Annotated in this window: 19 protein-coding genes and 1 pseudogene; 7 read left to right on the top strand and 13 right to left on the bottom strand. The window is 35.5% G+C overall.

What is annotated here, in order from left to right; translation table 11 throughout:
• Positions 1 to 312 precede the first annotated feature (312 nt).
• Together KQI71_RS03940 and KQI71_RS03935 are read left to right on the top strand one after the other, a co-directional pair.
• Positions 313 to 828: a hypothetical protein gene (locus KQI71_RS03940; RefSeq protein ID WP_216434302.1), complete on the top strand. Its 516-nt coding sequence runs from the start codon at positions 313 to 315 to the stop codon at positions 826 to 828.
• A 79-nt stretch (positions 829 to 907) separates the two neighbouring features.
• On the top strand, positions 908 to 1,651 hold the full coding sequence (locus KQI71_RS03935) for a helix-turn-helix transcriptional regulator (protein WP_216434300.1): 744 nt from the start codon (positions 908 to 910) through the stop codon (positions 1,649 to 1,651).
• A 77-nt stretch (positions 1,652 to 1,728) separates the two neighbouring features.
• Here KQI71_RS03935 and KQI71_RS03930 read toward each other — a convergent pair whose 3' ends face one another.
• Complete coding sequence (locus tag KQI71_RS03930; protein ID WP_216434298.1) at positions 1,729 to 2,061, bottom strand: PadR family transcriptional regulator; 333 nt, start codon at positions 2,059 to 2,061, stop codon at positions 1,729 to 1,731.
• A 927-nt stretch (positions 2,062 to 2,988) separates the two neighbouring features.
• Here KQI71_RS03930 and KQI71_RS13065 point away from each other — a divergent pair.
• Entirely contained in the window at positions 2,989 to 3,228 is a 240-nt protein-coding gene (locus tag KQI71_RS13065; RefSeq protein ID WP_216434514.1) for a transposase, read from the top strand.
• Between the two features lie 196 nt (positions 3,229 to 3,424).
• On the top strand, positions 3,425 to 4,000 hold the full coding sequence (locus tag KQI71_RS03920) for a hypothetical protein (protein ID WP_216434296.1): 576 nt from the start codon (positions 3,425 to 3,427) through the stop codon (positions 3,998 to 4,000).
• 98 nt (positions 4,001 to 4,098) lie between these two features.
• Here KQI71_RS03920 and KQI71_RS12395 read toward each other — a convergent pair whose 3' ends face one another.
• The 4 genes and pseudogenes from KQI71_RS12395 to KQI71_RS03910 form a co-directional block, all read right to left on the bottom strand.
• Positions 4,099 to 4,290, bottom strand: a complete 192-nt coding sequence (locus KQI71_RS12395; protein WP_253287928.1) for a Beta-galactosidase C-terminal domain — start codon at positions 4,288 to 4,290, stop codon at positions 4,099 to 4,101.
• A gap of 21 nt (positions 4,291 to 4,311) precedes the next feature.
• Positions 4,312 to 4,908 (bottom strand): annotated as a pseudogene (locus tag KQI71_RS12390) (beta-galactosidase trimerization domain-containing protein); the annotation flags it as partial.
• A gap of 132 nt (positions 4,909 to 5,040) precedes the next feature.
• Complete coding sequence (locus KQI71_RS12385) at positions 5,041 to 5,478, bottom strand: beta-galactosidase (protein WP_253287919.1); 438 nt, start codon at positions 5,476 to 5,478, stop codon at positions 5,041 to 5,043.
• Positions 5,479 to 5,560: 82 nt separating this feature from the next.
• Positions 5,561 to 7,330 (bottom strand): ABC transporter substrate-binding protein, encoded by a 1,770-nt coding sequence (locus KQI71_RS03910; RefSeq protein WP_216434294.1) that lies wholly within the window; start codon positions 7,328 to 7,330, stop codon positions 5,561 to 5,563.
• 474 nt (positions 7,331 to 7,804) lie between these two features.
• Between KQI71_RS03910 and KQI71_RS03905 the strand changes: the two genes are divergently transcribed.
• The gene (locus tag KQI71_RS03905) at positions 7,805 to 8,722 is read left to right on the top strand and encodes a nucleotidyltransferase family protein (protein ID WP_216434292.1); all 918 of its coding nucleotides are present in this window, start codon (positions 7,805 to 7,807) and stop codon (positions 8,720 to 8,722) included.
• 53 nt (positions 8,723 to 8,775) lie between these two features.
• Here KQI71_RS03905 and KQI71_RS03900 read toward each other — a convergent pair whose 3' ends face one another.
• The 8 genes from KQI71_RS03900 to KQI71_RS03865 all read right to left on the bottom strand — a co-directional run bounded on the left by KQI71_RS03900 (position 8,776) and on the right by KQI71_RS03865 (position 15,741).
• A complete protein-coding gene (locus KQI71_RS03900; RefSeq protein ID WP_216434290.1) occupies positions 8,776 to 9,177 on the bottom strand; it encodes a 3D domain-containing protein in 402 nt (133 codons plus the stop codon).
• Between the two features lie 301 nt (positions 9,178 to 9,478).
• Positions 9,479 to 10,303 carry an Mrp/NBP35 family ATP-binding protein gene (locus KQI71_RS03895; RefSeq protein WP_216434288.1) on the bottom strand — a complete coding sequence of 275 codons (825 nt, stop codon included), beginning with the start codon at positions 10,301 to 10,303 and terminating at the stop codon, positions 9,479 to 9,481.
• A 3-nt stretch (positions 10,304 to 10,306) separates the two neighbouring features.
• On the bottom strand, positions 10,307 to 10,963 hold the full coding sequence (rpe, locus tag KQI71_RS03890; RefSeq protein WP_216434285.1) for a ribulose-phosphate 3-epimerase: 657 nt from the start codon (positions 10,961 to 10,963) through the stop codon (positions 10,307 to 10,309).
• Positions 10,964 to 11,120: 157 nt separating this feature from the next.
• Positions 11,121 to 12,767 (bottom strand): Na/Pi cotransporter family protein, encoded by a 1,647-nt coding sequence (locus tag KQI71_RS03885; RefSeq protein WP_216434284.1) that lies wholly within the window; start codon positions 12,765 to 12,767, stop codon positions 11,121 to 11,123.
• Positions 12,768 to 12,976: 209 nt separating this feature from the next.
• Positions 12,977 to 13,723 carry a hypothetical protein gene (locus KQI71_RS03880; RefSeq protein WP_216434282.1) on the bottom strand — a complete coding sequence of 249 codons (747 nt, stop codon included), beginning with the start codon at positions 13,721 to 13,723 and terminating at the stop codon, positions 12,977 to 12,979.
• On the bottom strand, positions 13,723 to 14,445 hold the full coding sequence (locus KQI71_RS03875) for an ABC transporter ATP-binding protein (RefSeq protein WP_216434280.1): 723 nt from the start codon (positions 14,443 to 14,445) through the stop codon (positions 13,723 to 13,725). The genes KQI71_RS03880 and KQI71_RS03875 overlap by 1 nt, the downstream gene beginning before the upstream one ends.
• A complete protein-coding gene (locus KQI71_RS03870; RefSeq protein ID WP_216434278.1) occupies positions 14,442 to 14,804 on the bottom strand; it encodes a GntR family transcriptional regulator in 363 nt (120 codons plus the stop codon). Before KQI71_RS03870 ends, KQI71_RS03875 begins: the two co-directional genes overlap by 4 nt.
• 154 nt (positions 14,805 to 14,958) lie before the next feature.
• Complete coding sequence (locus KQI71_RS03865) at positions 14,959 to 15,741, bottom strand: DUF4866 domain-containing protein (protein ID WP_253287918.1); 783 nt, start codon at positions 15,739 to 15,741, stop codon at positions 14,959 to 14,961.
• A 124-nt stretch (positions 15,742 to 15,865) separates the two neighbouring features.
• On the opposite strand from KQI71_RS03865, the gene KQI71_RS03860 reads away from it, so the two are divergent.
• Together KQI71_RS03860 and KQI71_RS03855 are read left to right on the top strand one after the other, a co-directional pair.
• Complete coding sequence (locus KQI71_RS03860; protein WP_216434275.1) at positions 15,866 to 16,753, top strand: LysR family transcriptional regulator; 888 nt, start codon at positions 15,866 to 15,868, stop codon at positions 16,751 to 16,753.
• Between the two features lie 5 nt (positions 16,754 to 16,758).
• The gene (locus KQI71_RS03855) at positions 16,759 to 18,090 is read left to right on the top strand and encodes a threonine/serine ThrE exporter family protein (protein ID WP_216434272.1); all 1,332 of its coding nucleotides are present in this window, start codon (positions 16,759 to 16,761) and stop codon (positions 18,088 to 18,090) included.
• Positions 18,091 to 18,344 lie beyond the last annotated feature (254 nt).

Below are 18,344 nucleotides of genomic sequence, written 5' to 3'. Positions count from 1 at the left end.
TTTTTTAATGAATACCAGCAAAATTTAAGATAAAACACACAAATAATTAGAGTTTTTCCAAAAGAATTTCAGACCTCTGATTTTACATGTAAAATATGTCAAAAAAAATATGTATTTTTTCCCTCAATGTTTCTTTTTCTTTGTGTCAAAAAACTATATAATAAAGAAGAAAAAGAAAAGGATAAAACAGGTGAAAAATTTTGTTATATAAGAAATTATCCAATCGGGTGACTACTATGAAAGTGAAACGTCAATTATTTTGTATCTTTGCCATTGCTATTTTTATTCCAGTCATGATCATCGGAATTTATCTTGTATACAATACACGTTCACTTTTATTCCAACATTATAAAAACCAATGTCTTTCTCAATCTTCGAGTAAAATCTCTCTTACTTGATATGACATCCAATATTTATAATAAATCAGATTCCATCGCCTCAGACCCAGAGTTGATACGTTTATTAAGCAAAAAGTATACCTCTGCGCATCAAAGCTTAAATGCGTTAACCAATTATGATAAAATAACGTCTGTCATTTCACAAGATCCATCGATTCAAAATATCCATATTTATAGTTTGAATCCGACAATCACAAAAACAGATTATGTTACACCGATCAACAAAGAAATGAAGAATACGGAGTGGTTTCAACATTTTAAACAAACCTCCACGCCATTCTGGTCTTCTCATAAAAAAACAGATTCTTTTGGAAATTCCTCTATGGAATTATGTTTTTATGAAAAAATCTTTCTTCCTTCGATCAAAAGCTACGCTATTTTAAACACAACCGTCAGTAACAATCATCTGAAAAACCGGATCGCCGCTTGACAGCCTTTTCTTCACCTACGGACGACCTGTCTACTCTGTTGAAGATATTCATCTGTCCTATGAAGATGCCAATTGTTTGATGAAACGACGTTTTTTCTGCCATTATAATCAGCACACTCTTGGGTATGAAGAAATTTCCCATCAAATTACAGACATTGAACCGGATCAACAACCCGAAGATATTTATGCAGAGCCCATTGCAAACTTTATTCAATCCGGAAACCGTCATATGCTTCTTGGCGTTATGGAGAACATGGAACACGATCTGTACAAAAGCCATCTGGAACCATCCACGATCAAACATTTCCTTGCAGATATTCTGATTCATGTAAAAAGCATCCTGTTACATACATACGGCGGACTCGATATTCCATTTGCAAGCAACCTGACCATATTAAGTGAGGTAGAAGAAAAATTTTATCTTTATGAAATCATCCAAATGTTTACGGTACAATTCGAAGCATGCATTACTGCTATTGCCTCTCCAAGCCGTGAAAATATCATGGATGATATTCTACAATACATTGAACATAACTATAACAAAACACTAAAGCTTGGAACCATCGCGGAATTGTTCGGTTATAACAGCTCTTACCTTGGAAAAGTTTTTCATAAATCAACCGGAAAAAGCTTTAACTCCTATATTGATGAAATTCGAATTGCAAACTCAAAACAGCTCTTAAAAGAAGAAGAATATAAAGTTTATGAAATTGCTCAGATGGTCGGCTACTCTAACGTAGACTATTTCCATAAAAAATTTAAAAAATATGTTGGAATCAGCCCTGCGGAATATAGAAAATCAAAAAATTCCGATTTAGCGTGAAATATATCGTTACAATTTCTTTAGATTTAAACAAAGAGGAAGCTAAACGTATCTCTCAACGTTCGCTTCCTCTTTTTTTAATCTAACTCTTTTAGAATATTTTCTGTCCCATGGAAAACATCCTCATAGTTTTCCCGAATTCTATTTAGATATTCTTCCCCTGAAGGTTCAAGTTTATAATAAACCCGGACTCTCTTTCGTCCAACTTTCTTTGAATACTCACTAATATACCCTTCATTTTCCAGCTTATAAGTAGCAGAATATAAGGTATTCTGAGAAATCGAAAGTCTTCCTTGAGAAAACATCTGAATCGATTTCGAAATTTCATAAATATAATTATCTTCTTTTCGTAAAAATGATAGAATCAACAACTCAGTGATACCTGCTACAAAATTATTGCGAAACGCCATAGGTTGGAACATCATTATACGTGATTATCTTTCGAAAAAAGGCAATCGGCATGGACAAGAACTTCTGATTGTTTGCAATCCCAGTGTTCGATTGCTGATTCCATAACCGGTTCACGCCAAAAAGGAGTGTTCTTGCCTGATATTCGATACAAAAATCAACAAAGCCCCGATTCTTCAAATGTCAGGCAGAGCAGGAATCCTCCATGATAAGTCTTGATCTCCACTTCTTTTAAGAAAGCATCCTCGTAGATATTGAAAAAATACAGACGTTACGTTGCTTTGTGATCGACAGTTTCAAAGACACTTCATTCTCTTTCAGATATAAAACTGCATCCTGCTTCATGATCGTTGCCGTTGTAAGATCTAGTTTTTATCATGTGGCATCTTCGGCTTGCCCAAGAGCTCTTCTGGATGCTTCTTATATTTCTTTAAAGAAGCCAGCCAGTTTCTGAAATCTTTGGTCGCCTGTCTTACCATCGATTGGGCCATCTGCTTGAGAAGTCCGGAAAAGAAATCCGTTTTTTTTCGCAACACGCATTGGTTTTTCCATATGACAATATGGGATCACTTTCCAAATGTGTATACTTAGATAAACATTCTGCAACGCAACGATCTCATTAAAGACTTCAACTTCATTACTTATTCGATACTCTTTTTCATATCCTGTGAAGGTATTACAAACGCGGAAAAAAGCAACATTGTATCACAACATCGCTTTCTGGCAGAAGTTGTTGCAATATCCATAGATGATATCATTGAATGAGGTGATCCGTTGTATTACTGCATATGCCATATGGTTGTATCCTTTCTGATATCTTGACAACATCATATTTTTATAATATAATTATATATATTTATTTGTAAAGTATGCAACACAATGTGAAAGAAAGAAGATACAATGACATTCCCAGCAGAACTTGCTAATGTCTGAAAGACACAAACTGCCAGAAGAGCCAGAAAACGATACGGTCAGACATTCTAAAAAAATATTACTGGAAACTTTATTTCTGGTCAGACAAATATTTTATCTCATCTGTCAATAAAAATCGGAAAGTTATCAAACAATTTATAAGGAATCAAGAAAAAAATAGATCTTGTTTCCGCCAAGACGCATTCATCCACGTCCATAAAAGCAGAAGGAGATCCTATTCCAACATATGGTATTGATAATAAGACTGCACGTCTTTCTGGCACACGCATCAGTGAACATGCCATGATCAATAAGCCAGATTTCCTGTCCAGAAATAATTATTAAAAGCCACTTTTATAGGAACGACTGTACCGCATGAGAGGAGTAGCTCACAAATTATTTTCACAATTCTGCTAAAAATATGTTTTATCTATTAAAAAAGGAGGTATTTTTATGAAAAAACTAATTTTTATTGTCTCTCTCTCGATCATGATATTTTCTTTGGCTGGGTGTTCAAATGACAAAAAAGATTCCTCAAAAAGTACGAAAGCTAACACAAAAACAACCATAAAAAAGGAGAAAAATATTGCTGAAATAGATGATGAAGATCCTGTAGAATATGCAAATGCAAATTACTTTACAGGAAAAGTAAAACAAATCATTTATTACCGCAACGGTAAAACATATAAAATTTCTCCAAAATCTAAAGAGGGAAAAGAAATACTTTTACTGGCAAAGAAACGTTACGTTAATACAACAGAACTAGCTTTAGATAAGAATATACTTAAAAATAAAATTTCTAATTTCAAAAAGAACAGAAAAGCTCTGGAAATTAAATTTACATCATCATCAGAAACTCTCTGTGACGATGCGAAGAGAATCATTGTCAATTACCAATCTTGGTTTTATCCTCTTGATGGCAAAGAATCTCAATACTTTGCACCTCTTCCAAATGTAGAATGTACATTACGAACACTTGGAACTTCAAAAAAACTTCTTGATTATTTAGAAAAAAATATTGTAAATTAAAAAAAAAGTGGCTAAACCCCATAGTCTTTTATGCGAGTTTAGCCACTAATTTATAACACTATTTTCTTATTTCACTCTTATTTTTCAGCAATATTTTTTCATAAAAGTTTTACATCATTTTTCGTAAGGGTAACGAAATCTCCTTTATGGAGTCTATCTTTGCCAAGAAGGTCTAAATAATCTTCTTCCAAAAGAACCTTCTTTTCTTCTCCACTGTGATTTAAAAGGAATAGAACTTCTCCTTTTTGATTTCTTCTTACAGATGCTTCGACTCCTTCTGGTGTTTTCATAACCGGTTTGATTCCCGCTTCTTCAAAGACGTCTTTTAAAAAGATATCATAAAATTCATGATTTGATCTTGTTCCAACATAATATGCGTTTCCTTTACCAAATGCATTTTTTGTGATAACTGGTGTTCCCTGATAGAAATCTTCTTCATAAGTACTTATCTCATTTGCTCCTTCCAGGTGCATCAGATCGCAAAGAATTTCTGCTGGATATTTTTCTCCTTTGTAATAGAAAGAATTGCTTTCTCCTTCTGGAAGTGCATCGTTTTCTTCTACCCAAATTCCAAGAATATCTCTTAATCGTCCTGGATATCCTCCAAGGATAACAAGATCATATTCATCAACAATTCCACTAAAATAACTTGTGATAAATGTTCCTCCATTTTGTACAAATGCTCGGATTTTTTCATCCTAAGTTCCTTTGGTCATATAAAGCAATGGTGCAATAACAACCTGATAAGGATCAAGATCATCTTCTACACTGATTAAATCTACTGGAACATTCTGATGGAAAGCTGCTCCATAAAAATCTCTCAAGGCATCAAGATATTTCATATAAATGCTTGGTCCTGCTGAGTTCTCCAATGCCCACCAGTTGTCCCAATCAACGACAACTGCCACTTTTGATGGAGTTCTTCCTTCTAAGAATGCATCTCCTAATACTTCTAATTCTTCTCCTAGTTCCTGTAATTCTCGGAACGCTCTTTCGCAATTTTCACAGTAACATTCTCCGCCAAATTCATTTGAAATATGTCATGCTACAATATTATCATAGTCTTTATAACGTTTGGCAAGTTTGGATGCTAATTTCTGTGCATAATAGCGATAGGTTGTGCTGTTTGGACAAGAATTATGTCTTCCCCCAAATTTTCTTTTTGTTCCATTAAATTCTGTTCTTAAAATATCTGGGTGACGATGTGCCATCCATGCAGGATGCGCTCCTGTCGATGTAGCCAGGCAGACTTTCAGACCATTTTCTCTTGCATAGTCCATAATCTTATCCAGTTTTGAAAAATCATAAGTGTCTTCGGATGGTTGCAACGTTGCCCAGCTGAAGACATTGAGTGTAACAATATTGACATGAGCCTTTTTCATCATTCTCATATCTTCCTGCCATACTTCTTCCGGCCACTGTTCCGGATTATAATCTCCACCATACAAAATATTTCGAATGTTCTTTCCGTAAGCCATGTTATATCCTCCTGTTATTCTTCCTTAAGTTGAAAAGAAGCGAAACCAGCTCTCACCGATTCCGCTTTCTTTTCTCTGGCTCTTATTTATTTTGTTTTGCGTTGTAGTCTTTTACTACCTGTTTTACAGATGCTGCTTTATCTTTTGCATTCTTCATATCAACTTTCAGAACTTTTTCATATCCAAGACCTTTTACTGTCTTCTGCATGTTCTTTAAGATGCTGTTGAATTCTGCTTCGTTCTTCGCAAAAATCATCTTCCATGAGCTGTCTACGATTGTTGATTTACACTGATTTCTCAGAGTAGAAATATCAGAGCTTTCTTCTGGCTGTACATAAGATGTTCCTGTTCCAACGGATAACTGATTGTTTTTCTTTAAGTATTCAATCGTTGTTTTTGCTCCGCCTGATTTGCTTTGCCAATCTTTATCAAGTGTTGTATTGTTTTTCTTTAATGCGTAATCCCACATAGTAGCCATGTAAGGTTCTCCTGTGTTAGGATCTGTATCTGTTAAGCATAATGGTTTGAAGTTTAGAGTACAGATTCCATCTTTCCATGATCCGCCACCCCATTTGCTTGATACTTTAACGCTATTACTTGGAAGTGCTTTATCACCAAATGCTGTGTAAACGGCTTTTCCGTTTTTCTTTTCCCATGTCAGTCCTTCTGGTCCTGCTGCACCATTTGCCTGTCCTACACATTCCATACCTTCTGGTGAGTACATCCAGTCGATGAAGTCAGCCAGTCTCTGAGGATCTTTTGCTTTACTTCCGATTGCGATGATTGTTTTTGAGTTACCTTCTGAGTAACATCCAGATGTATATGGTGAACTATCTTTAATTTTTGCTGGCATAAATCCTTTGCCTGCTTTTTTGTTATCTGTTGTATTGTAGAGAGAAGATCCCTGATAAGACCAGAGAGATGTTAAAATCTGTCCGTCTCTATATTTGTCAGATAACATATCATAGTTCTGAGTTGTTGATTCAGGATCAATCAGTCCTGCCTGATTAGCCTTAAATAAGAATTTCAGTGATTTTACATAAATTCCGTTGCTGTCGATTGCATCCTGATTTTCGCTTCCATCTGCTTTTGAAAATACAAAACCTGTGTTTTTATATCCATATAAAGAAGCATAGTTAGAAGCTGCCATCATAGTCTCACCATCCCAATCTTTGAATAATGAGATTGCATAAGTTTTCTTACCTGAATCACTCTTTGGTGTATTTTGCTGCATTTTCTTAAGAACAGGAATCATATCATCCAGTGTGTTGATGGTTGGATATCCTGCTTTTTTGTAAGCATCCCATCTTACATAGTTTGCAACAAGCCGTTCAATACCATCTGCTGATACGTTTGGTGACTGATTAGAAATTTCACTTGGCAGTGCATAAATTCCTTTCTGTCCTGTCAGCTTATTTGTATTTGTAATCGCTGTTTTATAGTTTTTCATTACGTCTTTACCTTTTAACAGATCTGTCATATCTGCCAAAAGTCCAGCTTTGACTATGTCTTTTAATTTTCCATTTTCTGTTCCAATAATAACAAGGTCACCAAGGTTTCCTGCTGTAGAACGTGTCTGGAATAAAGTATCTCCACCACCCGCAACGTTTGGTGCGATGATATTTAACTTCATGTTAAATTTATCTTTTACAACTTTTGCAAACCATCCAGACTGGATTCCCTGATAGTTTGCCATGGCATCAAATACATCGATCGTAATTTCATCTTTGTATTTGCCATCTTTGCTTCCTGAAGAAGTTGATGAACTGTCGCTGCTCTTTCCACAGCCAGTCAATGCAAGTGCTGCCGTCATCACGGTGCAAAGCACAACGCTGATTATTTTTTTTCTCATTTTTATATCCATTCCTTTCGCGCTGCTCAAGGCACAAAACGTCATGAAAAAACGTTGGCTTGTTGCAGCTTTCTTTTTATAATCGTTTCCATAGGGATATTCAGTACACTACAAATCACGGAAAGGTTCTCCCTGTCAATCGTGAGATTACAATTGAACAGGCAATCTTAATGGCACAGTTTCAAGGTTATAAAATCAAGTCAGCTGCTGAATAAACCTTAACTTTGCTACATATTCAATTTTAAATGACCACCATATGATGGTCTTTTTGTGATGTCCTTAATGGAATGGATATCCTCTACTATTCTTTTTCAACCTTTCCCTCCCTGTTCTTTTTTATTTTATTATATCATTTTCGCAAACCACCCGGATATAAGGAACCGAAAATTCTCATTCTAAAAGTGAAATCTCTTTCTTTCCTTTTTCAGATGCGATATACTTGTTTTAGTTTAATAATTAGGAGGGATATTATTTATGAAGAAACCAACTTTGGTAATTCTTGCTGCCGGTATGGGAAGCCGTTACGGTGGTTTAAAACAGATGGATCCTATGGATCCTCAAGGACATGCAATTATTGACTTTTCTATCTATGACGCAAAACGCGCAGGTTTTGGAAAAGTTGTTTTTGTTATAAAGAAAGCAATCGAAAAGGATTTTAAAGAAACTGTTGGTGCACGTGTTCCAGATGATATGGAAGTATGCTATGCCTATCAAGAAGTGGATTCTCTTCCAGAAGGATACAAATTACCAGAAGGTCGTATTAAACCTTGGGGAACAGCTCATGCTGTTCTATGTGCAAAGCCTTTCATCAATGAACCTTTTGCTGTAATTAATGCAGATGATTATTACGGCGTAAACGGTTATAAGATTATGGCTGATTTTCTGATGAATCATGAAAATAAAAACGGGAAAGCTGCTTTTGCTATGGTGGGATATCATCTTGGAAATACAGTTACAGACAATGGGTATGTTTCCAGAGGTATCTGTGAGGTTGATGAAAACCATCAGCTCTTATCTATCACAGAACGTACGCATATCGAAAAACGTGAAGATCATGCAGAATATACAGAAGATGATGGCGCCACATGGACTTCCCTTCCATTTGATAAACTTGTATCTATGAATTTCTTTGGATTCCAGCCAATGATCATGGATGAACTTGAAAAAGGATTTCCTGCTTTTCTCGATAAAGCACTGATTGAAAATCCAATGAAAGGTGAATATTTTATTCCAAGTTTAGCAAGCAACCTTTTACATCAGGGCAAAGCTTCTATGGATGTTCTTGTATCCAAAGACCAATGGTATGGTGTTACATATTCTGAAGATAAACAGAATGTTATGGATGCTCTACAGACTCTGAAAGATCAGGGAATTTACCCAGAAGATTTTTAAAGAAAAAAAGATCCTACGGATTTTCCGTAGGATCTTTTTTGTATCTAGGATTTCTAATTTACTTTATAGACTTTAACGCCTGTCTTCTTACCAAATTTCATTGTCTGGCTATGAGAGCTAAAGAATACATCAATATGTTTTCCTTTTACTCCACCTCCGACATCTTCTGCCACGTAAGTTTTTCCCTGAATTCTAATCTTACTTCCTAATTTGATATCTCTTCTATCAACAGCAATTGTTCTTCCCTGTTTTGCCTGTCTTCCAGATGCTGTACGAGTTCCCCATTTTCCGCTGCAGCTTTTGCATCCGCAATATGCTGTTAATTTATATTTTCCTAAGTATTTCACACTACTTGATTTTGCTTTTGCTGAAGTCGATCCTGTGAATAAGAATCCAGATGCCATAACGAACATCATTGCTACTACCATCACTTTCTTCTTCATTGATTTTAACATATTTTAACCTCTTTCTAGTTTATTTCATACTTCTTAATTTTCGAAACATTTTTGTAACATTTCTGTGACTTATGTTACGAGTTTAACCCGTAACGCCTCATTTGTCAACCTTTGTACGCAAAAAAAAACAATTTTTACCCAATATTTTCCAGTTAGTTGTTACAAATTCTTTACAACATTTTTTTAAATTTCATCAAAAAAAGAACGAAAATCATAAAATTTCCGTTCTTTTTCTTCTTTTTTTCCGGTTTTTGACCGGATTTTTCATTTTTTTTGCCGTTTTTCGCTATTTTTTTGTGTTTTAAGCTAAAATATCGATAACTCCATCTAAATAAAGATTTTCCACATTTTCAATCAAACCTGCATCACATGCTTCTGTTAATTTTGGATCAATTGGTAACTTTCCTAATACCGGAACCTTATATTTTTCAGAAATTTCTTCAATATGACTATCACCAAACACTTTAATTTCTTTTCCACAATCTGGACATTTAATATAACTCATATTCTCAATCAGACCAAGCACTGGCACATTCATCATATTGGCCATATTCACAGCTTTCTCTACGATCATTCCAACCAGTTCCTGAGGGGTTGCAACAACAATAATTCCATCCAATGGAATGGACTGAAATACAGTTAATGGTACTTCTCCCGTTCCAGGAGGCATATCTACAAACATAACATCAATATCTTTCCATAAAGTTTTGCCCCAAAACTGTTTTACAACATCAGCTACGATTGGTCCTCTCCAAATGACTGGCTCTGTCTCATCTTCGAGCATCAGATTTAAAGATACCACATCAATTCCAAAATTAGTCATTGCAGGCAGAATAATTCCCTCTGCATTTCCTAATAGACGTTCATGAAGACCAAAGGCCTGCGGAATCGATGGACCTGTTACATCGGCGTCCAAAATTCCTGTATGAAGTCCTTTTCTCATTGCAGCGGTTGCAAGAAGAGAAGTCGTCATAGATTTTCCTACGCCTCCCTTACCACTGACAATTCCAATAACCTTTTTTACACTACTTTCCTTATATAACGGTTCCAAAAAATCAGCCGGATCCTGTGTTCTGCTTCCGCAGTTTGCACTGCAGCTGCTACAATCATGACTGCATTCACTCATTGTTTATTCCTCCATTGCTTTTAAAAGATTTTTTACATTTGTTTGGATATCTCCATTAAATACTGCAGATCCTGCAACGAAAATATTGGCTCCACATTCTTTAATATGTGCAATATTATTTTCTTTTACGCCGCCATCTACTTCAATATCAACATCCAATCCACGATCTGTGATCATTTTACGTAAATTACGGATTTTTTCATCCATTGCATCGATATAAGCCTGTCCGCCAAATCCAGGATTTACGGTCATGACCAAAACTAAATCGATTTCTTCTATTATATAGTCCAAGACATCTAATGGCGTTGCCGGATTTAAAGATACTCCAACTTTACATCCAGCAGCCTTGACCTGCTGAATTGCACGATGTAAATGTTTTGTTGCTTCTGCATGAATTGTAATCAGATCCGCACCACACTGAGCAAACTCTTCAATAAATTTTCCTGGTTCATCCACCATTAAATGTACATCAAACACCTTGTCTGTCACACCACGAATTGCCTTAATTACTGGAAATCCAAAGGAAATATTCGGCACAAAAGAGCCATCCATAACATCAATATGGATCCATTCTGCACCAGCATCCGCGGCTTGCTTCACATCATCACCAAGTTTCGCAAAATCCGCCGATAAAATCGACGGGGATAAAATATAATCCATTCTTTTTTTCTCCTTCCAAGAACCCAAAACACTTTTTATATTATACCTTATCAGGCAAAACTCGTCCAGTGCTGAAAGCACTCTGTATTCAAATATATCCCAGGCCAAAAAACAAAAAACGCAGGATGAAAAACATCCTACGTTTTATATTTTATCCTTATTTTCCTCGCTCAATGATTTTTGCCATCTGCTGAGCTACATTCCATGTATGATCACCAATTCGTTCAAAATCTGTTAACATTTCAGAGAAAATGATACAAGCTTCATCATTACATTCTCCTCTTTGAATTCGATCCAAATGATTCTGATAAAATTCTTCTGTCTTCTTGTCAATATAGTTTTCAGAATTATGAACATCATCTAACCATTTCTGTGTATCTTCTTCTGGCTTTTTATTCACTACCTCAAACATCTTTTCACAAATCTGCCGCATCTGTTGCATTTCTTTTCTAGATACTTCTGAAAATTCAATGTGATTTTCCTCAATTCGCTTTGTATAATCACAAATATTTACTGCGTGATCTCCAATTCGTTCAATATTGGTCGTCATATCAAGATAAGAACGAATATTCTTCGATGCCTTTTCGTTTGTCTCATGTACCATCATTTTTGCAGCAGCTCTAGATATTTCCTTATTTAAATAATCAATGTAATCTTCTCGTTTTTCAACATCTGCAAGTGTGGTACTCTTTCCCGCAAGAAAAGCCTGGAAACTGGCTTCCACATTTACCTTAGCCATATTCAACATTCTCTCGATTTCATTATGAAGATTTTCCATGTTGATTGCAGATGTACCAAAGTTAGCATCCACACTTGTATCTACGGATTTAATATATTTCAAATGCTGATGATGTTCTTTTTCACTTGCCTTTTCAGGAAGAACAAACGTTGCAAATTTGGCTAAATAATTTCCAAACGGAATCAATAAGACGGAAGTTGTAATATTAAATAATGTATGCATATTTGCAATCTGTCTTGTAATGCTTGTTCCGCTAAATTTTGCTACAACATCAGTCAATGGGAAAATTAAACATACAACTGTAAATAAAATGGTTCCAATAATATTAAAGCTTAAATGAATGATGGTTGTACGTTTTGCACTTCTCTCTGTTCCAATGGATGCAAGAATTGCTGTAATACATGTTCCGATATTCTGTCCAAATAATACAAAGGCTGCATCATGAAAACTGATAACCCCACTTAATGCCAATGCCTGTAAAATACCAACAGATGCAGAAGATGACTGAATAACTGCTGTGAATATCATACCTGCAATAATTCCAATCAGTGGATTTGAGAATCTTGTCATCAAATTAACAAATGGTGGATAATCACGAAGTGGAATCATGGAACTGCTCATCATATTCATTCCAACAAACAAAATACCAAGTCCTGCAACAATTTCTCCAATGTACTGTACCCTCTGATTTTTTGCAAACATAACAAGGGCAACACCAATAAATGCAATCAATGGTGCAATTGCTCCAACATCCAGTGCAATCAACTGTCCTGTAATTGTGGTACCAATGTTGGCACCCATAATAATCCATACCGCCTGATTTAATGTCATCATTCCTGAATTTACAAAACCAACAACCATAACCGTTGTTGCCGATGATGACTGGATTACTGCTGTGATAATCGCACCTACAATAATTCCAAGGAAACGATTTGAGGTCAGTTTTTCAAGAATGCTTTTCATTTTATTTCCTGCAACTGATTCCAGACCGGCACTCATCATCTGCATACCATACAGGAATAAAGCAAGACCTCCCAATAATCCTAAAATATTTGTACTACTCACTTCTCTTTTCTCCTTCTGTATTTAACTTATTCTTTATCTAGAATTTACAACAACTTTATTTTACATGATTTTTTACCTTTGTAATGTTAAATCTATGTAAAATATTCGTTTATTTGAAGCGATTTTTTTCCTATAACACGATTTTGTTTTTGTTCTAATACAAAAATCCAGAGAAATTTGTAAATTATTTCCCTGGATTCCTTTTATTACTATTCAAGATTCAGTCTTCTTGTCAACACCGTCTCTGTAACAATATGAAAGGCTATAATTTCGAGAATATATTTAAAAATAGAACTTCCTGTTCCTCCTGCTAAATTTGATAAATCAGGAATTATGTTTAACATCAGATAATCAACGACTGAAAAAATAATCGCCAATATAATATAGGAAGCAAAAGCAAACAAAAATCTATTTTTATTACTTAATTGTCCAAGCGTCATTGCCGCATAAAGATGATAAATATTCGCTATCATTGCCAAAAGTATTAATATAACCGCATATCCAATACTAAAAGCTGCATATTTTACTTGAAGCATTTCAATGTGAATCTGCTTTATATAATCAAAAATGAATACATTCGCTGGAGATATTATCATAACTTCAATACCAAGCAGCACAATTACAACGACTGTTCCAAAGCTAATAAGCAGTGCGCTAAAAAGTTTTGATAAAATCAAGCTTCTGACAGAAACTGGCAAAGTAAACATTAAATATCCTTCCTGTTTTAAAAGCCCCTTCCAAAATCTTTGGATGACAATAATAATCCCTATTGTAAAAATAGCAGCGATAACCCCAATGATCGCAATTAATGAAAAAACTGCAATTGAACTTGCAACTGTCAAGTCAAATCTTATTCCAAGACTAAAAATAAATCCAAGAATCAGCAGCGCACCCCATAGAGGAAAGATAATCTTTCCAAGTGCTTTTATATCATACTTCATCAGTTTTCCAAACATTATGCTTTCCTCCCCTTGTAAACATCTGAATGAAACATCTCACGGAACAATGCATCAATAGACTTTCCGCTTTCTTCTCTTAGATCATCGGCAGACGCATGTTTTAAAATACGCCCTTCCTTTATAAAGATAACTTCGTCCATAATTTTTTCAATATCTGCTATCAGATGTGTAGAAATAAGAACCGTCCCTTCCTCATTGTAACTATTTAAAATCGTGTCCAAAATAAAATCTCTGGCTGCTGGATCTACACCTGCAATCGGTTCATCCAGTAAATAAAGCTTTGCCTTCCGACTCATTACAAGAACCAATTGTACTTTTTCCTTTGTTCCTTTAGAAAGTTTTGTGATTTTACTTGATTCATGGATACCAAGAGTATCAAACATTTTTTCTGCCTGTGTGCGATCAAAATCTTCATAAAAATCTGTAAAGAAATCCAACAAATCAGAGACCTTCATCCAATCTGCAAAATACATTTTATCCGGTAAATAACTAATCATCTTTTTGCTATCAATTCCTGGTCTTTTACCATCGACAAGTACTTCTCCGCCTGTCGGTGTTAAAAGTCCATTGATTAATTTAATCAACGTTGTCTTACCAGAACCATTGGGACCAAGAAGCCCTATAATTCTTCCGGTTCCAATTTCAAGATTCACTCCACAAAGTGCCTCTTTACTTCCATAACTCTTTCCCAAATTTATGCATTGTATCAAATCCTTCATCTCTCATTCCCTTTCCTTATCAGCTCGATGGCCTCCTCTTTCGTATACCCAAGTTCGCTAATATCTTTTACATATTGTTTTACAATTCTATGTGCAACTTCCTGTCTGCACTGTTCAATCCTCTCCTCATCGTCTGTTACGCTTCTTCCAGCCGTACGACTTGTCATTGTCAATCCATCTTGATCCAAAGATGCCAAGGCTCTCTGCATTGTATTTGGATTTACCCCGGCCTCTGATGCTAGTTCCCGAACACTTGGCAGTCGATCTCCACATTGGTAATTCCCGGAAACAATCTGTTTGGTCAACTGTTCTTTAAGCTGAATCCAAATTGGCCGTTCCCCATCTATATACCATTTCATATTCCTTCCCTTCCTTATTTTGTATTATTGTATTACTTGATTAATACAATAAGATAATAGTATGTTTTTTCCTAATTGTCAAGCAGATCTTGCAAATAATAAAAAAAAGAAACACTACACATTCTTTGTGCAATGTTTCTTTTCATGTTTCGTATCAATTCATCATTGATAAAATTTTTTCTCTGCAGCCAAGACCGATACCATTGGCTTGTTCTACGTTCTTCTCTAATTGATGTTCAAAGTGTCGGAACGGGAGAAAAATTCCAATCTGGCTCGTCTGATGCTCCATCTTATTTTCATCCATTGTTCCATAGTACATAAATGCCCTTGGAAGAATTTCTTCCAGTTTCATCATGAAATCCCATACAATACTGTAAACTTCATTATCATTCATTTTTTCTTTTACTGTTTCTGGAATACCGAACAGCAAAAGAACTCCGACATGTTCCCCAATTTTGATTGTCTGAATTTCACCTTCTTGCTTTCCACTATAACAATGTTTCTCACGGAAACCATAAGCCAAACAAATTTGATAATCTGGTATTGTATCCGCATGATCAAATATCTGTCGAAACATTTTATATTGCTTTGAAGTTACTTCAATTTGACATGACCGTAATCGTTCCCCCTGTTGATCTGTTAATCTCACTGGATTCGTTACGCTTTTGTCATGAAACCGAATTGGTATCAGGAAGGAATTCCTAAGTAAATCAAACATACTATTTTCACAAATTGCCATTAAAAAAGCCGACATATCTCTATTCTGATACGCCTGAAACAATACAGATGCAAATCCTTTTTCTGTCAGATTTCCATCTCCTGTATTCGAAAGTGCTTCAAAAAATAAATCCTGTAAACGCTCGCAGGCATACGGGTTTTCCAATATTTTCTGAAAAATCTGCTCTGCCTTCTCTTCTCTTGGAAAAATTGTACCCATTCTGACCATTTCCTTTCTTTTCTTGACTTTTTTATCAACTGTATTATACTTTAGGAGTAAAGATATGTAAAATATATAAATCATATATTGCATATATTAATTTTATATAGGGAGATAAACACAAATGCCTTTTGATTATTATCGTATTTTTTATTATGTAGCTAAATATAAAAGTTTTTCCAGAGCGGCAAAAGCTCTCAATAACAACCAGCCAAATATTACACGATGTATGAATATTATGGAAAACGAACTTGGTTGTAAACTTTTTATTCGCTCCCATCGCGGTATCCAACTGACACCCGAAGGTGAACAGCTCATGGAACATGTAGCAATCGCTATCAAACATATTGCTTCCGGAAATGAAGAATTAAATGAAAAGAAAAATTTAAAATCAGGCACTGTTTCGATCGGAGTTAGTGAAACAGCACTTCATTTATGGCTACTTCCAAAGCTTGAAAAGTTTCATAAAACTTATCCACATATTAAGCTAAAAATTTCTAATCATTCCACCTATCAGGCAATGGAAGCTTTACAAAAAGGTCTTGTTAACTTTGCTGTTATCACAGGTCCTGTTTCCTGCAACAAGCCTTTACAAAAACAGGTTCTTTGCTCTTTTCACGAAATTTTAATCGGAGGACCTTCTTTTCAAGAAATAGCCTCTTCCCCTAAAAGACTACGTGATCTTCAGGATTTTCCTTTCATTTCCTTGATGAATCATACAGCAACAAGAAATTTCTATGAAAAATATTTTTATGATAACCATCTAATCTTCTCACCAGATATGGAGGCTGCAACAACGAATCAAGTGCTTTCTCTTGTACAGCATGATCTTGGTCTTGGATTTTGTCCAGAAGAAATGGCAAAAGATTCAATCCTTCGGAATGAGATTATAAAAATTCCAGTAGAAGAACCTATGGATCAAAGGGAAATTTGTCTTATTACTGATACATCGAAACCTGTCAGTGTCGCTGATCAAAAAATGATTGAAATTATTATGAATAAAGAGGTGTAATTACAATGAGTCTACCTGAACAAGAACTTCATAACCATATGGAAATACCATGGCACGATTATACAAAAAAAAGTATCGGACATCCAATCACCGAGGCTTCTTTAAGTGAAAAGGCATCTGTCATCGGTCGTACTGGTATTATGCTTTTGTCTTGTGGAACTGGAGCCTGGAGAGTTCGAAGTTCCATGAACACTCTTGCTCGTGAACTTGGCATTACCTGCACAGCAGACATCGGACTTCTTTCTATTGAATATACCTGTATTGATGGCGGTGAATGCTATACGCAATCGCTCTGCCTTTTTAATACCAGTGTTAATACATCTAAACTATTTCGTATGGAACGCTTTGTAAATCACTTTGCTGAAAATTGTACAAAAATGTCTGGTGATGAATTACATTCTCAACTAGATCATATCCATGAAATTCATGGATTCTACTCACCGGCGGCACTTGGTATTGCAGCTGCGATTGCCTGCAGCGCTTTTACATTTCTCCTTGGAGGGGGACCAATCGAAATGTTATGTACTTTCTTTGGTGCAGGTGCTGGAAATTGTCTAAGAGCGAAAATGAATAAACATCATCTTACTCTATTCCTTTGTACAGCTGTTAGTGTTGCCTTTGCTTGTATCGTATATACTCTTGCTTTGACTGGTTTAGAACATTGCTTTTCTGTATCGACTCATCATCAGGCAGGATATATTTGCTCAATGCTATTTATCATTCCAGGATTTCCATTTATTACAAGTGGAATCGACCTTGCAAAACTAGATATGAGATCTGGTCTAGAACGTCTAACCTATGCAATTATCATTATTGCCGTCGCTACACTGGCAGCATGGATCCTTGCATTAGTGCTTCATTTAAAACCAATGGACTTTCTCCCGCTTGGATTAAATGTCAGTCAACAAATATTATTCCGTTTGATTGCAAGCTTTTTTGGGGTTTTTGGCTTCTCTATTATGTTTAACAGTCCTTATCGACTTGCAGCAACTGCTGGTGTGATTGGAGCCATCGCAAATACCACTCGATTAGAACTTGTTGATTTAGCCATGTTTCCCCCTGCAGCTGCAGCTTTCTGCGGAGCACTGCTAGCTGGACTTCTTGCTTCCCTGACAAAAAACTCCGTTGGATATCCAAGGATTTCCTTAACTGTACCGTCAATTGTCATCATGGTTCCAGGATTATACTTATATAGAGCCATCTATAATATTGGAATTACATCCATCAGCACTGGAGCTTACTGGTTTACAGAAGCTATGTTAATCATTATGGCACTGCCACTCGGACTTATCTTTGCAAGAATTATGACCGACAAAACATTTCGTCATTGTTCATAGCATCTCAAAACGTGGTGCCACTTTTCAAATCCCACATGATTATCTAGAGCCGTCACATCAATGATGAAACCAACCATTGATGTGGTGGCATCTTTTTACATTTTTATCGCCATGTTTTAAAATACAAGCTCCAATTTGTTCCTTTTGCCAAAATAAAATTGTCCTCTTTCTTCCTTCTTAAATTTTATGATGCAGTTTATTTATAACTGCAGGTGTTTTCTTTATTATTTTAACTTTCGTTTTATCCAGCAATA

It is taken from the genome of Anaerostipes sp. MSJ-23, from assembly GCF_018918155.1.
Classification (GTDB): domain Bacteria; phylum Bacillota; class Clostridia; order Lachnospirales; family Lachnospiraceae; genus Anaerostipes.
This window is presented reverse-complemented; position numbering and strand designations above follow the sequence as displayed.